This is a genomic window from Myxococcus faecalis, from assembly GCF_050039385.1.
In the GTDB taxonomy this organism is placed as follows: domain Bacteria; phylum Myxococcota; class Myxococcia; order Myxococcales; family Myxococcaceae; genus Myxococcus; species Myxococcus fulvus.
The window spans coordinates 4,529,135-4,547,055 of record NZ_CP144336.1; the positions used below are offsets into that span (position 1 = coordinate 4,529,135).

The window sequence follows — 17,921 nt, forward strand, 5'->3', positions numbered from 1 at the left end:
GTATAGGCACGGGGGACGACGGGCGGGAGCGTGGGCCCCGCCAGGGCGCACTCACAGTCTTTCGAGCAGCTCCCACAGGATGGAGAACCCCTGCCGGAAGTCCTGCAGGTGCGCCTGCTCGTTCGGCGCGTGGTAGTACTTCATGTCCCCGAAGCCTGTTATCTGCACGTCGCAGCCCTGGCGCTGCAGGTCCCTCACCAGGGGCAGCGAGCCGGTGAGCGAGAAGGGCTGCGCGTCCACGCCGCGCACGGCCTTCATCGCGTCCTTCAGCGCCTGGAGGCCGGGCGAGTCCAGCCGGCACGCGATGCCCTCGGTGCCGCCGCCCTGGAAGCGCAGGGCCAGCCGGCCGCGCCGCCCGTCCTCGGTGCGCGTGCGAGGCCAGCCGGCGGGGACCTCACCGCGCTCCAGCCGCGCGTCCAGCTCCCGCACGAAGTCCTCGGTGGCGCGCCGCACCTCGGCCATGTCGTGGAAGGGCGTCAGGCGGACGTCACCCTTCACCACCACGTCGCCGGGAATCTTGTTCTCCTTGGTGTTGGCCGCCTCCATCACGGTGGCCTTGAGGCTGGAGGTGGCGAGGAAGCCCCAGCGCTTCTCGTCCTCGTTGGGCGGGTAGCGCGCGTGGAACCAGCGGCCCAGCTCCAGCGACGCGGCCATCGCCAGCTCCAGCGCGTTCACGCAGTTCTGCGGCATGCCCGAGTGGCCGCCCACGCCCGTCACCTTCAGCTCCCACACGCTGTTGCCCGCGGTGCCCACGGTGGGGCCGAAGTTGGCGCTGTCCAGCCAGTACACCGGCTGGCCCACCAGGTCCTTGAGCCGGCCCTGCTCGGCCACGTAGCTCAGGCCCAGGCCGGGCAAATCCCCCGCCTCCTCGTTGGCGATGAGCACCACCTTGAGCGTGCGGCGCGGGCGCACGTTGGCCTCCGCCAGCTGCGCGAGCAGGTCCGTGGCCACCGCGACGTGGCCCAGGCAGTCGGTGACGCCGCGCCCGTAGAGCACGCCGTCCGGGCCCTCCCACAGCTCGAAGGGGCTGCGCTCCCAGCCCTCGGCGACCTGGTCCGCGGGGACCACGTCGAAGTGCGCGCCCACGAAGCCCACCGCGCCCTCGCCCGTGCCCTTCACGGTGAGCACCAGGCTGACGCGCGACTCGTTGCCCTGGGACGCGAGGGCCTCCGCGTGGATGAAGCCGCTGGCGATGTGCGGGGCCAGCGTGTCCAGCACCACCTGCGCGGCCAGCCGCTCCTGGGGCACCAGCCCCGCCTCCAGGTTGTTCTGCAACCGGGGCGTCAGGGCGATGAGACGGCGGAGCACATCCAGGAAGCGGTCTTCCTTCAACATGAGCGCGGACATGGGCGCGGATTGGAGCCCAGGTGCCGACAGGATGTCACTGAAAACGACGACGCCGGAGCCCCATGCAGAGCCCCGGCGTCGAGACTTCAGCAGGCCGCGCTCAGCGGTAGGTCAGCGCCTGCGAGTCCATGCGGGCCGCCTGGCCCGTGGTGAACGTGTTCATGCAGGAGTCGTCCGTGTAGTCCATGAAGTTGGTGATGGGGTCGTTGCCCGCGGCGGAGCAGGTGTTGCGACCCGTGGGGCAGCCGTACGCGGGCGAGGCCTCCGCCGGCGTGTCGCTGACGGAGTCGTTCGTGGTGGAGCAGCCGCCCTGGAACGTGTGGTACAGGCCCAGCCAGTGGCCGACCTCGTGCGTGCCCGTGTCACCCAGGTTGTACGGCGACGCGCTGCCGCCCGGCACGCTGGAGTACAGAATCACCACGCCGTCCATCGTCGGGTTGCTGGCGTAGCTGGAGGGGAACGTCGCCCAGCCGAGCAGGCCGCCGCTCAGGTTCGCCGAGTAGATGTTGAGCGCGTTCTTGCCGCCCTTGCGCAGCGCCGTCTTCATCGCGCGCTCCGCGGACGAGCCCGAGCCCAGGTTGTACCAGGTGCTGTTCGTCGTGCGGTCCGTCGCCGTCAGCGTGAACCTGAACGGCGTGTTCGCGTACGCGGCGTTCAGCACCGCAATCTGGTTGGTAATCATGGCCGTGGTGATGTCGCCGTTCGCCACGCCCGTGCCCTTGTTGATGACGTGGAAGTAGACGGGGATGTTCACCGAGCCGTTCGGACGCGCGAAGGCAGACACCGCGCGCTCCGACTGGAAGCGGCGCTCCATGTCCGCCATCTCCTCGTGCGTCGGGTTCACGCCGCAGCCGCGACCCTCGATGGCCTGCTGACCGGGCTGCTCCTCGGCCGCCGGAGGCGTGGGCTCCGGCTGCTGGGACTCCGGAGCGCTCGAACAGCCGGACAGCAACGCCAGGACACCGATGACCACGGAGAAACGGCCACTGCGACGCGCAACGAAGCTGGACATTCCCGACTCCTCGGAAAATGCGTGGAATACGTATTTTCCACGAAAAGCTGTCTCATAGTCAAACCGTCCCCTGGTGCGACGGCGGGGGGTGGGATTGGAATGTCCGTGGAGGACACACCATGACGCGCAAATCCATTCATCGTCGGCGGGAGCTGTTCATCACGGAGCTGGGGGAGACGCCGAAGCCGCCCGGGACGGGGAAGCCCGGCGGCCCCAAGCCGATGACGACGATGGCGGTGGGCGAGGAGTCGAAGCCGCCGGACAGCGGCCCGCGCGATTGACGCGGTGCGCGTCCCTGGAGCTCCCACCGAGCATCTGCTTCGCTTCGCGTCCATGACGACTGGCGTGGTGGCACTGGTGGGCTCCCGGGAGGACATCCACATCCAGGAGGTGGGCCGGAGGCTGGAGGCCCTGGGTGTGGCGAGCGTCGTGGTGGACACGCTGACGTTCCCCGACGAGACGCGGATGTCGCTGACCGAGGACCTGGCTGGCATCCGCGTGGACGGGCGCGAGCTGGGGCGCCCCGCCGCGGCGTACCTGCGCGGGCTGCACACGCATCCGTTGGCGCACGGGGTCGACGCCTCGGAGGCGATGGCGGAGGACTGGCGCACCACGCTCACCGTGTTCCGCGAGAAGGCCACGTTCCTGTTGGGGGTGCTGGGCCGGTGGGAGCGGTTGGGGGTGCCGCTGTACAACCCGCCCTCGGCGGACTGGGGGCTGCACAAGCCCGTGCAGCTGAGCGCGCTCGGGGCCGCGGGGCTGCCGGTGCCTCGCACGCTGTGGACGAACGAGCCGGAGGCGGTGCGCCGCTTCGCCTCGGGCGGACGCGTGGCCTACAAGCCCGTCATGGGCGGGGCCGCGACGCAGGAGCTCCTGCCGGAGGACCTCACGGACGCGCGGCTCGCGGCGCTGGCCGCGTCTCCCGTCACCTTCCAGGAGCTGCTGCCCGGCGAGGACATCCGCGTCTTCGTGCTGGATGGCGAGGTCATCGCGAGCCTGCACATCGTCACCTCCGCGCTGGACTTCCGGCAGAACGAGGAGCGCATCGAGCAGGTGGTGCTCCCGGACGCGGTGGCGCGGCAGTGCGTGAGGGCGTGCGAGGTGCTCGGCCTGCGCTGGACGGGGCTGGACCTCAAGCGGGGCGTGGACGGTGAGCTGAAGTTCCTGGAGCTCAACGGCTCGCCCATGTTCCTCGGCTTCGACGCGGGCGGAGGCACGGACGTGGCCGGGCACTTCACGCGGGCGCTGGCGAAGCACGCGCGGGGCGGCTGAGGCGCGCTATCGCCACAGCGCGGCGAGCACGGTGCGCGAGGCCCCCCACGCCAGCGCGCCGAGGACGAGCACCAGCGCGGCGGTGAACAGCAGCGGGCGATGGGGACGCGGGTGCATCACCGCGCGCAGCTCCTCCGTCATCGCCGGGTCCGCGTCCAGGTCCTCGTCGTCACGGGGGGACGTCATCGCTGCTCCATCTGGTTCTCGACGAGCGCGCGGTAGCGGCCGCCGGGGATGAGCACCAGCTCGTCGTGGGTGCCTTCCTCGACGACGCGCCCCTGGTCGAGCACGACAATCTTGTCCGCGCGGCGCACGGTGGACAGGCGGTGGGCCACGACGACGAGCGTGCGTCCGGCGGCCTCACGCTGGAGGGCCTCGGTGATCGCCCGCTCCAGGGATGCGTCCAGGTGGCTGGTGGCCTCGTCGAGGAAGAGCACGCGCGGATTGCGATAGATGGCGCGCGCGAGCTGGAGCCGCTGCTCCTCGCCACCGGACAGCCGCACGCCCGCTTCGCCGATGCGCGTCTTGAGGCCGTTGGGCAGCGCGAGCAGCTCATCCAGGCACGCGGTGCGCGCGGCGTGCAGCAGTCGCTCCGCGTCCGGCGTGTCGTCGCCCAGGGCGATGTTCTCCGCGAGGGTGCCGTCGAAGATGTCGGTCTTCTGGAAGACGAAGGCCACCGAGCGGCGCAGCGCCACCGGGTCGAAGGTCTCCAGCGGCTGGCCGTCGTAGAGCACCCGGCCCTGCTCGGGGCGATAGAGGCCGTAGAGGACCTGGGTGAGCGTCGTCTTGCCCGCGCCTGAGCGGCCGACGATGGCGGTCATCTTCCCCGCGGGCAGCGTGAAGCTCACGTCGTCCAGCACGGGCGGCTCGTTGGGGGAGCCGTAGCGGAAGGTGACGTGGTCCAGGCGCAGCTCGGGGGCGCGGGTGAGGGCGCCGGTGCCTTGCGCGGTGTCGTCGCGCAGCTCGGGCGTGGACTCGTAGACGATGTCCACGCGGCGCAGGGAGATGACCACGTCCTGGAGCTGGTGGATGAACATCACCAGGTTCTGCATGGGCGCGAGCGCGAGGCCGAGAATCGCGAGCGTCGCCACCATCTGCCCCAGCGTGAGCCGGCCTTCGAGGACCAGGTGCGCCTCGTAGACGAGGATGCCCATGGACACGGCCTGATTGACCAGCTGCGCGCCGGAGGTGTGCACGGTGTCGTGCAGCCAGATGCGGCGCGCGGCCTCGGCCTCGCGGGCCTGGAGCTTCTCCCAGCGCGTGCGGGCCTGTCGCTCGGCGCCGCAGGCCTTGAGCGTCTGGATGCCGCCGAGCATCTGCAGCTCCAGCCGGCTGGCCTCGGCCGCGACGCGGAAGCGCTGGTGGTCCAGCACCGTGCGACGCGGCATCAGCAGGAGCGTCCACACCGCGTACACCGCGGCCCCACCCGCGAAGAGGCCGAAGACGGCGCGGTCGTAGAGGAAGAGCACGGCGCCGTAGCCCACGAGCATCACCAGGTCCAACAGTACGGACACGGACGCGCCCTGGAGGATGCGGCGGATGCGCTGGTGGTCCTCGATGCGCTTGAGCAGGTCTCCCCGGTGACGCCGCGCGAAGAACGTCACCGGCAGGGACAACAGGCGCCGCCAGAACTGCGCGAGCAGCAGCGCGGAGAAGCCTCGCGACAACAGGAAGAGGCCGGCGCCGCGCGCAATCGACACGGCGATTTGAGCGACGAGCAGCACCGCCAGCCCCACGCCCACGGCGGTGAGCAGGGAGACGTCCCGGCCACCCACGGCCTTGTCCACGAGCCCCTGGATGAGCAGCGGCTGTGCGAGCGCGAGCGCCTGGAGCAGCAGCGTGGTGACGAACACCTGGAACAGCAGCAGGCGGTAGCGCAAGAGGCCCCGTCCGAAGCGTCGCAGCGCGCCGAAGCGGCGGGACGTGACGGGCGCGGTGGGGAGGGGACGGAAGAGGGCCTCGGTGGCCTCCAGCGAGAGGAGGATTCCATCCCAGTGCTCGCCGAGCTTCGCGCGCGGGATGCGCCGCAGGCCCTGCTCCGGGTCCCCGACGACGGCCTCCTTCGGGGTGACGGCGTAGAGGACGACGAAGTGGTGGTCGTCCCAGTGCGCGATGCCGGGGAGGAGCGCCTGGCCCTCCTCGTCCTCGAGGTCCGTCGGGTCGTCGACGTGGAAGGCGCGGACCTTGAAGCCGACCTTCTCCGCGGCGCTGGCGAGGTCCGGTAGCGAGGTGCCCGCCGCCTGGACGTGGGCGAGGTCCTTGAGCGCGGCGAGCGAGTGCGTGGCGCCGTGATACGCCGCAATCATCTCCAGACACGCCGGCCCACAGTCCGCCTCCTCGAGCTGGTGGCGCAGTGGATACGGTTCCAGGGCGACGGCGAGCCGGGAGCGGGGCACGGCGCAATCGCTATCACGGAGCGCCGGGGGCAACCAGCCACCACCCGACACGACGCACAGCGGCTTGAACCCGGAGCCGCGAGCGTCAGCGCGAGACCCGGGCCACGGGGCGCATCAGGTCGCTGGCGTACGCGGCCTCGCCCCTGGGAATCACTCCCTCGTAGCGCCGGGTGGTCCGATACCAGTCCGGGTGGCCTCCGATGTTCTCCTCGAGGCCCTGGACGAGACGAAGCAGGTTGTCGGTCTCCACGCGGGACAGCTGCTGCCGGGCGCAGGCCTCCGGGAGGCCGGCGGCAAGCTGGATGAACTCCTGGCACCAGCGCCGCATGGTGTCGTGGGTCTCCGCCAGGGCCTTCTCACAGGGCCCACCCCGCTCGGATTGCAGGACCAGGACCAGGTTGTGCACGTCACCGCGTGCGTGCTCCTTCTCGAAGGAGCAGACGTCGTTCATGGTGTCGATGAGGTCCGCGGTCAGGTCGAGCAGCTGTTGCACCCCAGGGACTTGTCGGGCCCGCTCGGTGGTCTCGAAGCCGTTCGCCTTCTCCGTCAGGTCCATCATCATGTAGACGAGACCGGACTTGCGGCGCAGCGCGAGAAAGCGGTCACGGGTCAGGCGCACGGAGCCCTGCCGCCACCGGGCCTCCTCGGGAAACGCCTCGAGGAACCATCGCCAATGCCGTGCCGCGCGCCGCCGCCACTCGAGCGAAGCGCCCTGGCAGGTGCGCGCCCACACGTCGGCCAGCGCGGTGGCGAGGACGCCGACGGGAGACGGGGGCCGCCCCTCCACCTGGAGGACGGCGAGCAGGGTCTCGCAGTCCGCGCGGACCTGCTCGGGGGGAATGTCCCGGGCGCCGTCGAACTGCTCGTCGATGAGGGTTCCGACGACGATGGCATCGACCGCGAGGTCGAGCCCGGCGCCCGAGGCCTGGGGAAGCCACCGGGCGGCGAGGTCGGCGATGTCCCACGAGACATAGCGGCGCTCGTCGATTTCGTTGGTCACCAGGCCGGACGCGCGAGCCCAGTCGAGGTTGCGCCGTCGAGCAGCGTCCCGGTCCGGACTGCAGCGGGACGGGAAGGGCATGGGGAAGTTCACGGCGACATTCATCACGTCCTCCGGACGTCAGGTGTCCTCGTTGTGCGGCGACACGAACGGCAGCACGCCCCCCCTTCAGCTCCCCGAGCACGCGCCGGGCCTGGTCCACCTTCACCTCGCCCTGCTGGACGAGCAGCGCGGCGACGGTCTCCACCCACTCGGGCGGCGTGCCCGCGCTCACCGCCACCGAGCGCGCGTGCAACGCCATGTGGCCCTTCTGGATGCCCACCGAGCCCAGGGCGCGCACCGCCGCCAGGTTCTGCGCCAGCCCCACCGAGGCGAACAGGCACGCCAGCTCCCGGACTCCGGGATGCCCCAGCACCTTGAACGCGGCCTTCACCCCGGGGTGCACCAGCAGCGGCCCGCCCACCGTGCCCAGCGCGAGCGGCAGCTCGATTTCGCCCACCAGGTTCCCGTCCTCCCGCGTCCACGTGGACAGCGGCCCGTACCGGCCCGTGCGGGCCGCGTACGCATGCGCCCCCGCCTCGATGGCGCGCCAGTCCTGGCCCGTGGCGAGCGCGATGGCGTCGATGCCGTTCATGATGCCCTTGTTGTGCGTCGCCGCGCGGTAGGGGTCGGCCTGCGCGAAGCGGCTGGCCTGGACGATGCCCTCCGCGATGTCCGCCCCCGGCAGGCCGTAGTCGGCGAGCAGCGCCTCCGGGATGACACACCGCGAGCGCGCCAGCCGCCGGTCCGCGAGGTTGGAGAGGATGCGCAGGAAGACGCGGCCTCCGGTGAGCGCCTCGATGCGCGGCGCCACGCCCTCCATCATCGTGTTGATGAGGTTGGCGCCCATGGCTTCCTGGGTGTCGACGTGGAAGTGCACCACCAGGAGCGGCTCGCCCAGGGGGCCCTCCGGCGCGTCGAGGAGACGGACCTCCAGGTCCTTCGCGCCGCCGCCTCGGCGCACCAGCTGGGGCTGCAGCGCGTTGGCCAGGTCCAGCAGCTCCGAGCGCGCGGCGAGGATGCTCGCGCGCGCGGACTCCGGGTCGCCATAGCGGGTGAGCTGTATCTGTCCCACCATCAGCGACGGCTCCGCCTCCGCGATGAAACCTCCCGCCGAGCCGACGAGCTTCGCGGCGAACGAGACGGCCGCGATGACGGAGGCCTCCTCGATGACCATCGGCGCCACGTACGCGCGCCCGTTCACCCGGAGGTGGAGCCCCAGCCCCAGCGGCAGGCTGAAGAAGCCCAGCGCGTTCTCCACCATCGAGTACGCCTTCTCCGCGCCCAGCCCCTCCTCTCCGGTGAGCGCGGCCAGCTCCGCGTCGCTCAGGCCCAGCTCGGCCGCGACCCGCGCGCACCGCTCCTCCAGCGAGAGACGGTGGAAACCCGAAAAGATGCTACGGCTGATATCGATGCCCATGGGGCTTCATCCTCGGTGTATTTCTTTGCCAGGGACCCACTCACAAGCCGCCGCGACATGGTTTCAAAACAATAACCAGTCAGACAACGTCTCGCAGGCAATTTCTTGGACATCACTTCGACACGAGACGTCGGCGTTTGATGTCTCAAGGCCCGCACCTGAACCCAGACATCGCCCGCACGCGGGACAGCAGGTTCCCCGCACCGGGAGGCGGATGCGGTGTCAGGGATGCGCGGGTGTCACCGGGAGGGGGCGCATCGGGCTCGTGGTGCCGACGGCCACGGCCCTGGGGTTCGAGGAGTTCTCGTAGCGTCCACAGGTCCTGTACCAGTCCGGTTGTCCGCCGATGCCCTCCTGCAGGGCGCGGATGAAGTGGAGCAGGTTGTCTGTCTCCTCCTGGGAGAGCCCATGCCGGACACAGTCCTGGGGGATGAGGGCCTGGAGCTGGATGATGTCGTCGCACCAGCGCCGCATCATCGCGTAGGACTCCGCGATGGCGGCCTCCTGGGACCAGCCGCGCTCGTGTTGGAGGACGAGGATGGTGTTGTGCACATCGCCGAGCGCGAGCTCCTTCTCGAGCGAGCAGACGTCGTTCATGACGTCGACGATGTCCACCGTCAGGGTGATGATTCGCGCCACGTTGGGGAGGTCCCGGACCCTGTCGGGGAGCGTGAAGCCATTGGCTCGCTCGGACATGTCGACCATCACGTGGGTGAAGCCGGACGCACGGCGCAGCTCCAGGTAACCGTCCAGCGTCTGGGGGACGCGGCTCCGCCGCCAGCGCGCCTCCTCGACGTACGCGTCGATGAACCACCGCCAATGCAGCGCGACGCGTCGCCTCCATTCGAGAGGCGCCCCTTCGCACAGGCGCGCCCACAGGTTGACGAACGCCGCGGAGAGGACCGTGGACGGAGCCTGGAGTCCACCCGGCTCGATGACGGCGAACATCTCCGCGCAAGCATCCCGGACGAACTCGGGCGGCTTGTCGATGGCGGCTTCCATGTGCTCTTCGAGGAAGACTCCGACGGTGATGGTATCGATGGCCAGGTCGAGCCCTTCGCTTGAGGCCCGGGGAAGCCAGTAGGCGAAGATTCCGGCCATGTCCCAGAGGAGGAGACGGCGGGCGTCCGCCTCGTTGACCACCAGACCGACCTCGCGGGCCCACTCGAGGTTGCGCTGTCGGGCGGCCTCCAGGTCTGGATGGCAGCGCGAGACAAAAGGCATCGGGAAATTCACGGCGGGCAGCACGTCTTCCTCCTGGCGCTCGGATGCCAACTCACACGGCGGAGGGACGTCGGGACAAGGCCCGCTCCGCCGAGAACACAGTCACGAGCACCAAGATAAAGACATCGAGAACCCAGACAACCGCGACTCCGGTCCAGAGCCCGTCGAACCGCGGACTGCGGGTTGCCTGTCTCGGAGGATGCGGGGCTGCGGCCCGCAGCGACAGCGAGGCCGCCTGGCTCGCATGGCATCGTTTGACAGGTACGCCCCACCTGACCACGCTCCACGAAAACCCTGGAACAGAGGACTTCAAGAGAACACCATGCACAGGAGCTTGCGATACGTCGGGGGGCTCCTCGGGCTCCTGTTGATGGCGTGTGCGTCCTCTCCCGAGTCGTCCTCCGGGAGCCAGCGGCACCTGGCCCACATCGAGGGTGAGGATTGTGGAGAGACAGACCGGTGCGTCACGCTGGTCTGCGACGCGGGCGCTCACTGTGGGCTCTACTCATGTGAGGACGCTGGGCGCCTGCTGGCGCGAGGCGGGGGCCCCATCGCCCCGCCCTCGGCCCCTGGTTCCGGACCTCGCCGCCATTGGGGCAACGTCCAGAAACTCCCCGGTGGGAATGGGCCCATCTTCGTCTTCGACTGGTACAACACGCCTCAGCCCCAGCATCGTCCGCCCGAGCTCCCCTCGGGCCCCGGATGGGTGCGGCACCATCTGTTTCCTCAAGCAGAGTCCCTCGCACGGTGGTTCACCCGAGCGCCACGAGGGCTGAACGTGCATGACTTCACGATGGTGGTTCCCGCGAACATCCATCAGCGCATCCACAGCGGGCCTCGCGGCGGAGACTGGAACCGGGAGTGGTCGGACTTCGCGAGGCAGTACCCTGGAGCCAGTCACGCCCAGGTCTGGGAGCATCTCGGAAAGCTCATCCAGAAGTACGACCTCGTGGGCCCCATCGTGCCGTACTACTACCTTCGCTGATGGCCGAGCCGCGCATGACCTTCTTCGAAGTGCTGCCCTCCGACGCACCGACCTTCAACGCCACCCTCGACGGCGTCAGCCGATGGACCCTCCCCAGCATCGACTGCTCGGTGTGCGGAGGCCATGGCGGAATGGGCGAGCACTACCCCACGGTCGCTCTCTCGGACTGGTCCGAGCGGGAGCACCTGGAGGAGCCACGAAGTCTCCAGGCTGTCTCCCTGGAGGAGTATCAGCGCCTGCATGCGCTGCTGCGTCCACGCGTCCCAGCAGGTGCGCCCCTGGAGCCGGGCACCCAGTTGGGGCCCGTCGACGCCCGCTCATCAGGGCGCTTCGGCGACATCTTCTTCCAGGAGCCGTGGCAGCCCTGGATGACACGCTCGGCACTGGAGCGACTCCAGTCCCGGAAGCTCCTGGGCCTCCGGGGGGCCCCCGGAAACCTGCGTCACCGCGGTGCCTCCGCGCCGCCCGAGCTGCTCACGTTGGAGATTCTGGTGCGAGGCGAGCTCCATCCCAGCTGTCGCCCTCCGGACTGGCAGCCCCCATGTCCTCGCTGCGGGAGCCATCGCAACGGATACCCCATGGAGGCCTCCGTCCTCGACGCGAACACGCTGCCCAAGGACGTGGACCTCTTCCGACTGCGGGAGTTCAAGACCGTCATCGTCGCGAGCGCGCGGTTCGTCGAGGCCGTGAACGACCTCGCACTCCGAGACATCCAGTTCCGCGAACTCCCCTCTCGCTGAGGGGCGCAGCACGCTCACTCCACGGCGGTCGCCGGCTCAGGCGGCTGCGTCGCCCCAGACGCGGGCGGCGTCACCGGCTCCCCCACCGTGACGGAGGCGGCCGGCCGTGCCTCTCCCGCGGGCGAGGCGGGCGCCTCGGCCTTGGGCTCCACGCGCTTCACCTTGCCCATCTGCTCCAGGTCCTCGCGGTTGTTCAGCGAGAAGCGCACCAGCGCGCGCAAGATGCGGTTGCGCTTCACGTTGCCCAGCACCTCGCGCAGGTCCTCGTACACCGTGGGGTCGCTGATGAGCCCGCCCACCGTGCCCTCGCCCTTCGCCACCGTGGCGGTGATCTGCTTCAGGTCCGCCGCCGCGCTGCCCAGGTCCGCGAACATCCCGCTCGCGTCCCCGTACACCAGCTGGTGCACCGCCCCGTTCGGGCTCTTCTTCGCGTCTTCAATCAGCCCCGCCAGCTGCCCCGCCGCCTCGCCCAGCTCGCGCAGCGCCGTGGCGCCCTCGTTGCCGTAGATGAGCGCGTGCGCCGTGCCGTCACCCGTGCGCACCTCGCGCAAGAGCGCCTCCACGTGCCCCACCGCGCCATCCACCCGCCTCGCCGCGCTCGACGCGTTCGCCATCAGCGCGCGCACCTCGCGCCCCGCCTCCTTGTCGTAGATGAGCGCGTGCAACACCCCGTCCCCGTTCTGCACCTGCTCCAGGATCGCCCGGAGCGACGCCATGCCCCGCTGCACGTCACCCGCGAGCTTCGGGTCCCCGTACGCCTCCACCGTCTTCAGGAGCGACTTGCTGATGGCCACCGAGTTGTCCATCACCTCGCTCGCGCTGCTCAAGAGCTTGGACAAGTCCCCGCTCGTCGACGACGTCAGCACCCCGCCCGGCTCAATCGGCGGCGCCGTGGGCGTGCCCAACGAGATGTCCACCGCCTTGTCCCCGAGCACCCCCATGCTGCTCAGCTGCGCCAGCGAGTCCGTCTTCACGCGGTCCGCATACCGGGCGGAGACTTGAAGCTGCACCTCCAGCTTCGGGTCGTTGGGGTCCTGGGAGAAGAAGATGCCCGTCACCTTCCCCACCTCCAGGCCCCCCAGCCACACCGGGGACTGGTCGCTCAGGCCCTGCACGTTGGTGAAGTACGCGCGGTACATCACCTGCCGCTGGAACAGCCGCGACTCCTGGCCGATGAAGAACACCACCACGCCCGCCACCGCCAGGCCGATGGCCACGAACAGCCCCGCCCTCAGCGCCAGCCGCTTCTCGCCCGACGTCGAGGTGAAGAGGCTCATGACGCCGCCTCCGGCTCCAGCTCCACCCGCCGCGCGTCCAGGAACGCCCGCACCTCCGGCACCGTCGAGCGCCGGAACTCGCCCGGCGTCCCCACCTGGACGATGCGCCTGTTGGCCAGCATCGCCATCCGGTCCCCCACCGCGAACGCGCTCACCAGGTCGTGCGTCACGACGATGGAGGTGCTGCCGAGCTTGGTCTTCATCGAGTTGATCATCGCGTTGATGGACTGCGTGGTCACCGGGTCCAACCCCGTGGTGGGCTCGTCCCAGAGGATGACTTCCGGATTGGTGGCGATGGCCCGCGCCAACCCCACCCGCTTCTTCATGCCGCCCGACAGGTCCGCCGGCATCAGCCGCTCCGTGCCCGGCAGGTTCACCAGCTCCAGCTTCTCCGCCACCCGGTCGCGCACCTCGGACAACGGCATGTCCGGGTAGTGCTCCCGCAGGGGATACGCCACGTTCTCCCCCACGCTCAGCGAGTCGAACAGCGCCGCGCCCTGGAACACCATCGCCACGTGCCGCCGCACCGGGATGAACTGCCCTTCCGAGAACCCCGTCACGTCCCGGCCCTGGAAGAGGATGCGGCCCGCGTCCGGCCGCTGCAGCCCGATGAGGCACTTGAGCAGCACGCTCTTGCCCGTGCCCGAGCCCCCCAGCACCACCAGCGTCTCCCCCGCCCGCACGTCCAGCTCCAGGTCGTCATAGACGCGCTTGGGGCCGAAGGACTTCTGGAGGTGCTGGAAGTGGATGAGCTGCTCGCCCGGCGTGGGCTGCTGGAACTCGAACGTGGGCGCTTCCTGGTGGCGAGAGGCGAAGGGCATGGCACGTCACAGGTACAGCGTCACCTTGGTGATGAAGAAGTCGGCCAGACACACCGCCACGGAAGTAATCGCCACCGTCTGCGTGGTGGCGCGGCCCACGCCCTCCGTGCCGCCCTCCACCGTCAGCCCCTTGAAGCAGCCCACCAGGCCGATGATGAAGCCGAACACCGCGCCCTTGAACACGCCGGACACGAAGTCCTGCATGAACACCGCGTCCAGCGCGCCCTGGAAGAACAGGTCGAAGGAGATGGCGTACTGCGTGTTCACCACCACCGCGCCCGCCACCAGCCCCACCACGTCCGCGAACACCGTGAGCACCGGCATCACCAGCAGGCACGCCAGCACGCGCGGCACCACCAGCTTGCGCAGCGGGTCCGCCCCCAGCGCGCGGATGGCGTCCACCTGCTCCGTCACCGTCATGGCGCCCAGCTCCGCCGCCATGCCGCTGCCCAGCCTGGCGCCCACCGTCAGCGCCGTCAGCACCGGGGCCAGCTCGCGGAACAGCGTGAGGATGACCACGCGCCCCACCGTGTACTGCACCCCGAAGCGCGCCAGGAAGTAGCCGAACTGCAGTGAGATGACGAGCCCGGCGAACATCGCCGTCAGCAGCGCGATGGGCAGCGAGCGCACGCCCAAGGACTCGATGTGGAAGATGAGCGTCTTGCCGTCGAACGGCGGCCGCACCACGCGCTGGAGCACCTGCCCCGTCATCACCGTCATCGCGCCCAGCGACTCCAGCCGCTCCTTCGCCTTGTCCCAGAGCCCGGGGCGCGGGGCTGACACCTGCTCGCCCGCGTCCGCTTCCGTCGAGGCGTTCATCCGACGTGCTCCGACTCGAAGCCCGCCAGCAGCGCGTCGAAGTCCGCCATGCGCTCCATCGCCAGCCCCGGCGGCGCCACGTAGGAGAAGTCGAACACGCAGTTGTCCTTCTTGAGCACCACCAGCTCCAGCTCCACCGGCACGCCGTCCATCTTCGCCAGGTAGCGGCTGCGCAAGGCCTCGCGCCCGTCCATGGCGACCACGCTCTGGGCCACCTCCTGGCGCTCGGTGAAGCCCATCAGCAGGTGCCGGGTGAGCACCGGGAGCGGCGGGTCGTCGTGCCCCTCGCACGTGGCGTTGATGGAGAGCGCGCGGCCGGTGCCCTCCTCGGCGAAGGCCAGGTCGTTGCCGTCCAGCCACACGCGGCGCCAGTGCTTGGGCAGCTCGCCCACGCGGTAGCGCACGTCGGGCTTGGACAACACGGAGTCCTCGAAGCTCACGCGGCGGCAGCCCACGCAGGAGGCAAGAAGCAACACGAGCAGCAGCGTCATCCTCGGCATGGCACCGTTCTTCGCGGCATCTACGTCCGGCCCTTGCGGGCAAGTCATGCGACAGCCCAGCCGCCGCCGCAAGAAATTCCGTGTACTGGAACGTCCACTACCGCGCCCTTCCTCCCACCCCTGGATGGTGGGTACCGGACACTGAACCTCGCGGGTTGCACGCCCAAGGTGCGTGATACCGGAACACTGCCGTGGCATTCCCCCTGGGAGAAGGGGTGGCCCGTCCGCCCCGTCCCCGGTCGGATTCAGCCTCTCCCCGCCAGGGGGAGTGACGGCGTGGCGCGGGCGTTCGCAGGTTCTCCTCATCACCCCTCGACAGGAGGCTCCATGGACGGCGGACTCGCGATATTCGGCTTCGGCCTCTTCCTGCTGTCCATCGCCGGCCTGTACGCCCGCACGGCGTACGGCCTGGTGGTCGCCCTGCTGGTGCTCGCGGTCGCCTCCATGGGGATGGCCTTCAGCGAGTCGAAGAAGCTGCGCGAGCTGTCGCTGGGGGTGAGCATCGCGCTGCTGCTGCTCGCCACGGTGTCACTCGCCACGGGCACGGTGTGGTGGCTCACCCTGGGGACGTTCCTGTTCGCCGTGGCCTTCGGCGTGCTGTGGGCGGAGTTCCGCTTCAGCGCCTTCGGCAACGTGCGGCGGGAGGACCTGCCGGTGCACCAGCACCCCCCCGCGCGGCGGATGAACGTGCACTGGCCCTGGCACCGGCGTCGCTCGGTGCACTGAAGCGCCGTCAGCCGACCGGGGGCGCGTCCTCTTCGCGGAGCGTGACCTGCCCTGAGTGCACGGAGAGCCACAGCGTGTCCTCGGCCGCGGCGCCCCTCACCAGCGAGCCATCCGTGGTGGACAGGAAGACCTGCGCGCCGCTCCTCGCCAGGTAGTCCATCAGGTAGGCGTTGCGCTCCGGGTCCAGCTCGCTCGACACGTCGTCCAGCATCAACAGCGGCAGGAAGCCCGTGCAGGACTCCAGGTTCTCGATTTCGGCGATCTTCCAGCCGAGCACCAGCGCGCGCTGCTGCCCCTGGCTCGCGTAGGCCCGGGCGCTGCGGCCACCCAGCGTCACCGACACATCATCCGAGTGCGGCCCCACCGACGTGAAGCCCCGGTCCAGGTCCCGCCGCATCCGGGCCGTCAATGACTCGCGCAGGGAGGAGGCCAGGACCGCCTCGTCCGCCGCGGCGAAGTCACAGGCCAGGTGCGCCGGGTGATAGCCATACACGGCCGGGTCCACCGTGCGGCCAATCGAGGCGAAGGTCGCCTGCGCGCGTGGCGCCAGCTCCGCCATCAGCGCGCGCCTTCGCGAGTAGATGCGCGCTCCGGCCTTGGCCAGGGTCTCGTCGTAGGCGTCCAGGTAGGCGGGGTCCACCGCGCCGCCTTCGCGCAAGAGGCGGTTGCGGTTCTTCAGCGCGCGCGCGTACTCGCGGCTCTCGCGCAGGTACGCGGGGAAGCGGTTGAACACGGCGCGGTCCAGGAAGGCGCGCCGTGAGTCCGGCCCACCCTTGACGACCTCCAGGTCGTCCGGAGTGAAGGCCACCACGGAGACGCCGCCGAAGTACTCCTCCAGGCTCGCGGCCTTCTTGCCGTCCACGAAGGCCTGCCGGGTGCCGCCGCCCACCTCCACCGCGATTTCACGCTCGGCCCCCTTGAGCAGGAAGCGGCCGGACACGCGGGCCGTCTGGGTGCCCCAGCGCACCAGCTCCGACAGGCGCCCGGCGCGCAGCGGCTTGAGCGTGGCGAGGAAGTACAGCGCCTCCAGCAGGTTCGTCTTGCCCTGCCCGTTCTGCCCCACCGCGATGGTGGCGTGGGCACTCGGGGTGAGCGACACCTGGGCGAGATTGCGGAAGTCCTGGACGTGGAGTGCGAGGAGGCGCACGGCGCCCCCCGTATACCCGCCTTGGGGCCGACAGGGGAGGTTATCTCGCGGTCCCGAGGCAGGGCCGCGCGGCCTCCCCGCTCCCGCCCCCGCAAAGGCCCTCCACACCAGCGGGGCAGCCCGGGCCCCGCCGGGTCCTCCCGCTCATCCCACAACCAAAGACAAACATTCTACCGGGACATGGAACCAAAGGACACCTTGAAGACATACCCAAATCATAGCAATTCAATCTCCACATCCATGCAGGGCCACCGGGAACCCAACCCCAAACAAGACAGCGCTGACGGCCGGGAGGAACGCTCCCGACCGCCGCGCCTCCTCGCGCGCCCCCGCGCCCGAAGGGAACGACACACATGGTGAAGAACAAGCGAGTCGTCATCACTGGCGGAGGCCGGGGTCTGGGCCTCGCCTTCGCCCGGAGCTTCCTCGAGCAGGGCGCGAAGGTCACCATCACCGGCCGCGACGCCGCGACGCTGGCCAAGGCCGCCCAGACGCTGGGAGGCCAGGTGCAGACCCAGGCCTTCGACATCTCCAACGCGATGGCCACCAAGGCCGCGTTCGACGACATCCACCAGCGGCAGGGTGCCATCGACGTGCTGGTGAACAACGCGGGCAGCTGGGGCCCCGTCGACTACTTCTGGAACACGTCGCTCGAGGAGTGGCAAGAGGCCATGGACATCAACGTGAAGGGGCCCGTCTACTGCACCCACGCCGTGCTCAGGCACCGCGTCGACCACCAGGTCGACTCCACGACCACCATCATCAACATCACCAGCCACGCGGGGGCCTACCGCTGGCCCACCGCGTCCTCCTACTCCATCAGCCGGGCCGCCATCATCAAGCTGACGGAGAACCTGGCGTTCGAGACGCGCCACAAGGGCGTCGCCCTCTTCGCCTACCATCCGGGCCTGGTGGTCGGCACGGGGCTCGTCGCCGATGGCCTCGCCATCTCCGAGGAGGAGGGGACACCCAGGCGCGCCATCCAGCAGTGGGTGCTGGCGGAGCAGGAGGCCGGCAGGACGGTGTCGGCCGAGCAGGGCGCGAAGAACCTGCTCCGGCTCGCCAGCGGGGGATACTCCGCCCTGAGCGGCTGCTACCTCACCGTCCAGGATGATTTGGACGCGCTGCTCGCCGACCAGCAGGCCATCCGCGCCGACGGCCTGCTCACGCTCCGGGTCAAGTCGCGCTCCGCCTGA

Annotated in this window: 17 protein-coding genes and 1 pseudogene; 6 read left to right on the forward strand and 12 right to left on the reverse strand. The window is 69.9% G+C overall.

Features of this window, described 5'->3' with window-relative positions; translation table 11 throughout:
• Positions 1–51 precede the first annotated feature (51 nt).
• The gene (locus tag VZQ01_RS18110) at positions 52–1,347 is read right to left on the reverse strand and encodes a M20/M25/M40 family metallo-hydrolase (protein ID WP_426748479.1); all 1,296 of its coding nucleotides are present in this window, start codon (positions 1,345–1,347) and stop codon (positions 52–54) included.
• A gap of 100 nt (positions 1,348–1,447) precedes the next feature.
• Complete coding sequence (locus VZQ01_RS18115) at positions 1,448–2,359, reverse strand: zinc metalloprotease (protein WP_426748480.1); 912 nt, start codon at positions 2,357–2,359, stop codon at positions 1,448–1,450.
• Positions 2,360–2,478: 119 nt separating this feature from the next.
• Between VZQ01_RS18115 and VZQ01_RS18120 the strand changes: the two genes are divergently transcribed.
• Together VZQ01_RS18120 and VZQ01_RS18125 are read left to right on the forward strand one after the other, a co-directional pair.
• Positions 2,479–2,640 (forward strand): hypothetical protein, encoded by a 162-nt coding sequence (locus VZQ01_RS18120; RefSeq protein ID WP_426748481.1) that lies wholly within the window; start codon positions 2,479–2,481, stop codon positions 2,638–2,640.
• A gap of 52 nt (positions 2,641–2,692) precedes the next feature.
• Positions 2,693–3,631 (forward strand): ATP-grasp domain-containing protein, encoded by a 939-nt coding sequence (locus tag VZQ01_RS18125; RefSeq protein ID WP_426748482.1) that lies wholly within the window; start codon positions 2,693–2,695, stop codon positions 3,629–3,631.
• Positions 3,632–3,637: 6 nt separating this feature from the next.
• Here VZQ01_RS18125 and VZQ01_RS18130 read toward each other — a convergent pair whose 3' ends face one another.
• From VZQ01_RS18130 to VZQ01_RS18150, 5 genes and pseudogenes are all read right to left on the reverse strand, one after another.
• Positions 3,638–3,817, reverse strand: coding sequence for a hypothetical protein (locus tag VZQ01_RS18130; protein ID WP_223751872.1), 180 nt, complete (start codon positions 3,815–3,817; stop codon positions 3,638–3,640).
• The gene (locus VZQ01_RS18135) at positions 3,814–6,027 is read right to left on the reverse strand and encodes a peptidase domain-containing ABC transporter (protein WP_426748483.1); all 2,214 of its coding nucleotides are present in this window, start codon (positions 6,025–6,027) and stop codon (positions 3,814–3,816) included. Before VZQ01_RS18135 ends, VZQ01_RS18130 begins: the two co-directional genes overlap by 4 nt.
• Before the next feature lie 85 nt (positions 6,028–6,112).
• The gene (locus tag VZQ01_RS18140) at positions 6,113–7,132 is read right to left on the reverse strand and encodes a terpene synthase family protein (protein ID WP_426748484.1); all 1,020 of its coding nucleotides are present in this window, start codon (positions 7,130–7,132) and stop codon (positions 6,113–6,115) included.
• A 241-nt stretch (positions 7,133–7,373) separates the two neighbouring features.
• Positions 7,374–8,486 (reverse strand): annotated as a pseudogene (locus tag VZQ01_RS18145) (hydroxymethylglutaryl-CoA reductase, degradative); the annotation flags it as partial.
• A gap of 222 nt (positions 8,487–8,708) precedes the next feature.
• Positions 8,709–9,710 carry a terpene synthase family protein gene (locus VZQ01_RS18150; RefSeq protein WP_223751876.1) on the reverse strand — a complete coding sequence of 334 codons (1,002 nt, stop codon included), beginning with the start codon at positions 9,708–9,710 and terminating at the stop codon, positions 8,709–8,711.
• A gap of 322 nt (positions 9,711–10,032) precedes the next feature.
• On the opposite strand from VZQ01_RS18150, the gene sitA6 reads away from it, so the two are divergent.
• Together sitA6 and sitI6 are read left to right on the forward strand one after the other, a co-directional pair.
• Complete coding sequence (gene sitA6, locus VZQ01_RS18155; RefSeq protein WP_434223585.1) at positions 10,033–10,695, forward strand: SitA6 family polymorphic toxin lipoprotein; 663 nt, start codon at positions 10,033–10,035, stop codon at positions 10,693–10,695.
• A gap of 14 nt (positions 10,696–10,709) precedes the next feature.
• Entirely contained in the window at positions 10,710–11,435 is a 726-nt protein-coding gene (gene sitI6, locus VZQ01_RS18160; RefSeq protein WP_267698486.1) for a SitI6 family double-CXXCG motif immunity protein, read from the forward strand.
• A 14-nt stretch (positions 11,436–11,449) separates the two neighbouring features.
• Here the strand turns inward: sitI6 and VZQ01_RS18165 are convergent, their stop codons facing one another.
• The 4 genes from VZQ01_RS18165 to VZQ01_RS18180 are packed head-to-tail and all read right to left on the reverse strand — an operon-like array spanning position 11,450 to position 14,852.
• The gene (locus VZQ01_RS18165) at positions 11,450–12,712 is read right to left on the reverse strand and encodes an MlaD family protein (protein ID WP_426748485.1); all 1,263 of its coding nucleotides are present in this window, start codon (positions 12,710–12,712) and stop codon (positions 11,450–11,452) included.
• A complete protein-coding gene (locus VZQ01_RS18170; protein ID WP_223782129.1) occupies positions 12,709–13,533 on the reverse strand; it encodes an ABC transporter ATP-binding protein in 825 nt (274 codons plus the stop codon). The genes VZQ01_RS18165 and VZQ01_RS18170 overlap by 4 nt, the downstream gene beginning before the upstream one ends.
• Positions 13,534–13,539: 6 nt before the next feature.
• Entirely contained in the window at positions 13,540–14,352 is an 813-nt protein-coding gene (locus VZQ01_RS18175) for an MlaE family ABC transporter permease (protein WP_141324118.1), read from the reverse strand.
• Positions 14,349–14,852 (reverse strand): hypothetical protein, encoded by a 504-nt coding sequence (locus tag VZQ01_RS18180; RefSeq protein WP_174816692.1) that lies wholly within the window; start codon positions 14,850–14,852, stop codon positions 14,349–14,351. The genes VZQ01_RS18175 and VZQ01_RS18180 overlap by 4 nt, the downstream gene beginning before the upstream one ends.
• 327 nt (positions 14,853–15,179) lie before the next feature.
• Here VZQ01_RS18180 and VZQ01_RS18185 point away from each other — a divergent pair, with 327 nt between their 5' ends.
• Positions 15,180–15,578 (forward strand): hypothetical protein, encoded by a 399-nt coding sequence (locus VZQ01_RS18185; RefSeq protein ID WP_426748486.1) that lies wholly within the window; start codon positions 15,180–15,182, stop codon positions 15,576–15,578.
• A gap of 7 nt (positions 15,579–15,585) precedes the next feature.
• Here VZQ01_RS18185 and recF read toward each other — a convergent pair whose 3' ends face one another.
• On the reverse strand, positions 15,586–16,725 hold the full coding sequence (gene recF, locus VZQ01_RS18190; RefSeq protein ID WP_223751883.1) for a DNA replication/repair protein RecF: 1,140 nt from the start codon (positions 16,723–16,725) through the stop codon (positions 15,586–15,588).
• Between the two features lie 353 nt (positions 16,726–17,078).
• On the opposite strand from recF, the gene VZQ01_RS18195 reads away from it, so the two are divergent.
• A complete protein-coding gene (locus VZQ01_RS18195) occupies positions 17,079–17,921 on the forward strand; it encodes an SDR family oxidoreductase (RefSeq protein WP_223782128.1) in 843 nt (280 codons plus the stop codon).